Source organism: Cobetia sp. (assembly GCF_983723665.1).
In genome coordinates this window covers 1-4654 of record NZ_CFDJES010000177.1, presented here as the reverse complement: position 1 = coordinate 4654, position 4654 = coordinate 1, and the positions used below count along the sequence as shown (strand labels likewise).

Below are 4654 nucleotides of genomic sequence, written 5' to 3'. Positions count from 1 at the left end.
TCAGCCGCGACCTGCCAGCGAAAGTCCTGCCATAGCACCTGCGGCGTGACACCCAGCGAGCGAGCATGTTCCGCGCAACTGGACGGCAGCACATCCGAGCCGAACACGGCCGGCTTGCCGGCGCGCAGAATCCCGGCCTTCTCGAAGCCGATGTTCTCGAGGTCGGTGCCAAGAAACGCGGCATGATCCTGTGCGACCGTGATGATCATCGCGACATCACAATCGATGATGTTGACTGCGTCCAGACGCCCACCCAGGCCAACTTCCAGAATCGCGAGCTGCGGCTGCTGCTGAGCGATCAGCCATAGCCCGGCCAACGTGCCGGCCTCGAAGTAGGTCAGGCTGATCACGCCCTCGTCATCCACCGGCTCACCACTGGCCGACAGCCCGGAGTGGCGCGCGGAATCGACCTGCTCGAAGGCCGTGACCAATGCCGCATCACTGACGTCGTGACCATTGAAGCTCAGACGCTCGTTGTAATGCAGCAGGTGCGGAGAGGTATAGGTGGCGGTGCTCAGCCCGTGGGCACGCCCCAGCGCCTCGAGCATGGCAACCGTCGAGCCCTTGCCGTTGGTGCCCGCCACGGTAATGATGCGGCCACCGAGCCGACGCGCACCCGCCCCGACCAGACCGAGACGCCTGGCCACGCACAGCACTCGGGCAAGGCCCATATCGATACTGACGGGGTGCTGATGCTCGAGACGCGTCAGCCACTCATCCAGCGAGAGGCCACGCGGCACGGCATCATGCAGGGGGGAAAGCTGCCACGAAGCGGCATTCAGCGGAGGGAGTGAGGAAGACTGCAGCACCTCATCGGTGCTGCAGCTTGCCGGGGCGGAGCCCTGCTCAGCCATCGCGACGTTCGCCTTGCGGCTTCTCGCTGGTGAAGGTCTCGTCGAGCACGCTGTCCACGGCGGAGCGCGGCTCGGCCGGTGCTTCGACAGTCGCATCCGCCTCGACGGATTCTTCTTCGACGACCGCATCCGCGACCGGCAGGTTGGCGGCGTTGACCGGCATGCCCTGCAGCTTGAGCAGGATGCTGGACAGGCGCTCACGCATCTCGCGGCGGTGGATGATCATGTCGACGGCGCCATGCTCGAGCAGGAACTCGGAGCGCTGGAAGCCTTCCGGCAGCTTCTCACGCACGGTCTGCTCGATGACACGCGGACCGGCAAAGCCGATCAGGGCGTTCGGCTCGGCGACATTCAGGTCACCCAGCATCGCCAGCGACGCAGAGACGCCACCGAAGACCGGATCGGTCAGCACGCTGATGTACGGCACGCCAGCCTGCTTGAGCTTTTCAAGCGCCGCGGAGGTCTTGGCCATCTGCATCAGGGAGAACAAGGCTTCCTGCATGCGAGCACCACCGGAGGCGGCGAAGCAGACCAGCGGGATGTTCTCGGCCAGCGCAAGCTCTGCTGCACGCACGAACTTCTCGCCGACGATGGCACCCATGGAGCCACCCATGAAGCTGAACTCGAAGGCCACGGCCACGACCGGCTGACCGGAGAGCGCACCGCGCATGGCGACCAGCGCATCCTTCTCGGAGGTCTGCTTCTGGGCAGCACTCAGGCGATCCTTGTACTTCTTGGAGTCGCGGAACTTGAGGCGATCGACCGGCTCGAGATCCGCCGCGATTTCCTCGCGGCCTTCGCTGTCGAGGAACCAGGACAGACGCGCACGCGCAGTGAGACGCAGGTGGTGGTCACACTTCGGGCAGACGTTGTCGTGCTTGGTCAGCTCCGGAAGGTACAGGACTGCTTCGCACTTGGGGCATTTACGCCACAGGCCGTCAGGAATGGAGGTACGCCGATCCTTGCGTTGGATACGGCTCATTGACGGCACAATCTTGTCAAGCCAGCTCATGGTGGGGAGGCTTCCGTTTTGCTGCTGTTCTGGGCACCGCTCGACGACTGTCGGCGGCCATGCGAGTTGGCACATATTCCAGGGCGTTCACGCCCCCGGCAATATGGCGGGCAGCTACCATCACAGGGCAGTGCCAATGGAAAAGACCGTGCAACCCATTGGTCGTACGGCCACTTTTCCGAATTCTGGGGGTCATTGTAGCGGCTTCGCCCCCCTTGCGGGTAGTGCGAGATGCCAATTGAGCGTTGCGGCCCTCGCCGCTTGGGACGAAAGCAGTGCAAGGGCCACAACGCGTGCCGGCAAATCAGCGCTGCTGGCGGACTGCCTGACAGAATGCCTGCATGCGCTCGGCACTCTTCTCGCCGGGCGCGGCTTCCACACCGCCGGAGACATCGACCGCGTAAGGGGCGACCTGCGCCACCGCCGCGGCGACATTGCCTGACTCGAGACCACCGGCCAGGATGACCGGCAGCGGCAGATCGGCCGGGATGCGCGACCAGTCGAAGGTCTCGCCGGTGCCACCGGGCACGCCGGGACGATAGGCATCCAGCAACAGGCCACGCGCGTCATGGTAGCGCGCCGCCTGCGCGGCGAGATCGATCCCGTCACGCATGCGCAACGCCTTGATATAGGGCCGCCCTGCCGCCCGGCACTGCTCCGGCGTCTCATTGCCATGCAACTGAAGCAGATCGAGATGTGGCGCCGCCGCGGCAATCTCTTCGGCGCTGGCATCCACGAACAGGCCGACCCGCGTCACGAAGGCCGGCACGCACGCGGCAAGCTCGGCCAGCCGCGCCACATCCACCGCACGCTTGCTGCCCGGCCACAGCACGAAGCCCAGCGCATCGGCCCCTGCTGCCACGGCGTCGCGGATATCCTGCTCTCGCGTCAAACCACAGATCTTGATCCGGGTACGCTGGCTCGCTCGAGCGCTCATCTCGGTCATGGGATCACTCCGTTCAACGTGAGGATTCATTCTGGGTGGCAGTCGTCAGCGTGTCATCCTCGGCGCCTGCCGCAGGAACGCCTGCCGCAGGATCGCCTGCCGCAGGAATCGCTTGTTCATGCTCGCGACTGAGGCGCTCGGCTTCACGGGCCACGTTGCCCAGCCGGATGGCCTCCTGCTCACTGAGCTTGCCTGCCGCGCGCGCCTCTTCGGCACCCTCGGCCTCGGCACGCGCCATGCGTGAGCGCACCATCGGGCAGTCCGGCAACGGGCGCTCGCCCGTCCACTCGCCAAGATGTGCGACCAGACCAGGGCCCAGGGGTTCCTTGGGCAGCGCATAGCGCGGCGGATAGATGACATCGACGAAGTGAAGCCCTGTCGCCGCTGCCGTCGCGCTCGAGCGCGTGCGATCTCCTCCGCGCATCAGCTCGACGATCCACTCGACAGGCTTCTCGCCACGCCCGATGGCCATCAAGGTGCCCGCGATATTGCGCACCATGTGATGCAGGAAGGCATTGGCCTGGATATCGATCATGACGATATGGCCATGGCGACTGACTTCAATGAAGTGCACGTGGCGGCACGGCGAGCGCGACTGACAGCCTGCGGCGCGGAACGCCGAGAAATCCAGCTCACCTACCAGATGCGCCGCCGCGGCCTGCATGTCGGCGACATTGAGCGGCTCGCGACACCAGGTGACATTGTTGCGCTCCATCACCGGCCGAAACGGCTGGTTGATGATCATGTAGCGATAGCGACGGGCGATGGCGCTGAAACGCGCGTGGAAATCATCGGGCACCGGCACGGCCCAATGAATCCCGATATCGGGGGGAAGGTTGACGTTACCGCCCATGCGCCAGGCCTTGCGACTGCGGCCCACGGGGGTATCGAAATGCACGACCTGACGCACGGCATGCACACCGGAATCGGTGCGGCCACTGCAATGCACGGTAATCGGCGTGGAGGCGACCTTGGACAAGGCCTTCTCGAGCGCTTCCTGCACGGAGGGGGCGTGGCTCAGACGCTGCCAGCCACAATAGCGGGTGCCATCATATTCAACGCCCAGAGCAATGCGCCCCGGGCGTTTCTCGTTATCATCCAACGGTGTAAAAAAGGGCATCAGGTCAGACCAAAGCGCTCCATCAACGCCAGCGCCTCTTCACGGACCATGTCATCACTGGCAGTAGCGAGCGGCTCAAGCAGCGCAGCCGCCTGATCATCATCGCCATCCACCAACAACTGACGGGCTTCCTCGAGCTGTTGGAATGCCACGGTATCCTGGGCGCCAGCCCCAAACCCTGCCGACTCGACAGAGGGATAGGCATTATCCTGATCCCCAGACTCGAACGCCACTTCCTCGACCTCGAATTCCGAGATATCACGCCGCGGCACGTCCACCTCTTCCAGCGTCATGCTATCCAGTGACGGCAGCTCGTCCATGCCATCGACAGCGGCTGATGGCTTGCTGGACGCCTGATACGGCTTCCGGCTCGCAGCGCTGCCTTCACTTGCGGCGCCGTTCTCAATCGCGGAGTGGTCATCCAGCTCTTCACGCAGCGAGGTAAACTCGACGGACTCGCCCTTGAGCGCGCTATCCGCCGCCTTGGATGCCTCGGTATCAGCGCCCTTCTCACCATCAGCGTGACCAGCATCCCCCAGCGTCAATTCCGGCGCCTGGTAATCGATCACGTTGTCGCTGTTGAAGTGGCTCTCACGCACGGGCGCCTTCTCGAGGTCCTCGCCCTTGAGGCCCGGCTCGAACGCGACGCCTTGATCGGGAGCGTGCTCGACCAGCGGTTCGCTCACGCCGTCACTGGCATGCGGTTCGCTGTCAGACAGCGC

At 64.5% G+C, this 4654-nt stretch carries 5 protein-coding genes; all 5 read right to left on the bottom strand.

What is annotated here, in order from left to right:
* A partial coding sequence (locus AC4FAH_RS13275; RefSeq protein ID WP_490246189.1) for a bifunctional folylpolyglutamate synthase/dihydrofolate synthase occupies positions 1 to 854 on the bottom strand: 854 nt, incomplete at its 3' end.
* Entirely contained in the window at positions 847 to 1866 is a 1020-nt protein-coding gene (gene accD / locus AC4FAH_RS13270; protein ID WP_043336910.1) for an acetyl-CoA carboxylase, carboxyltransferase subunit beta, read from the bottom strand. The genes AC4FAH_RS13275 and accD, both read right to left, overlap by 8 nt.
* A 304-nt stretch (positions 1867 to 2170) precedes the next feature.
* Entirely contained in the window at positions 2171 to 2803 is a 633-nt protein-coding gene (locus AC4FAH_RS13265) for a phosphoribosylanthranilate isomerase (protein ID WP_153636798.1), read from the bottom strand.
* A 22-nt stretch (positions 2804 to 2825) separates the two neighbouring features.
* The gene (gene truA / locus AC4FAH_RS13260) at positions 2826 to 3932 is read right to left on the bottom strand and encodes a tRNA pseudouridine(38-40) synthase TruA (RefSeq protein ID WP_339842285.1); all 1107 of its coding nucleotides are present in this window, start codon (positions 3930 to 3932) and stop codon (positions 2826 to 2828) included.
* Positions 3932 to 4654: hypothetical protein (locus AC4FAH_RS13255; protein WP_490246188.1), on the bottom strand; the 723-nt coding region annotated here is incomplete at its 5' end. The genes AC4FAH_RS13255 and truA, both read right to left, overlap by 1 nt.

What these genes read in the sequence shown, in the direction of transcription:
- accD (WP_043336910.1), bottom strand. Translation starts at nt 1,866, where the DNA reads ATGAGCTGGCTTGACAAGATTGTGCCGTCAATGAGCCGTATCCAACGC.
- AC4FAH_RS13265 (WP_153636798.1), bottom strand. Translation starts at nt 2,803, where the DNA reads ATGAGCGCTCGAGCGAGCCAGCGTACCCGGATCAAGATCTGTGGTTTG.
- truA (WP_339842285.1), bottom strand. Translation starts at nt 3,932, where the DNA reads ATGCCCTTTTTTACACCGTTGGATGATAACGAGAAACGCCCGGGGCGC.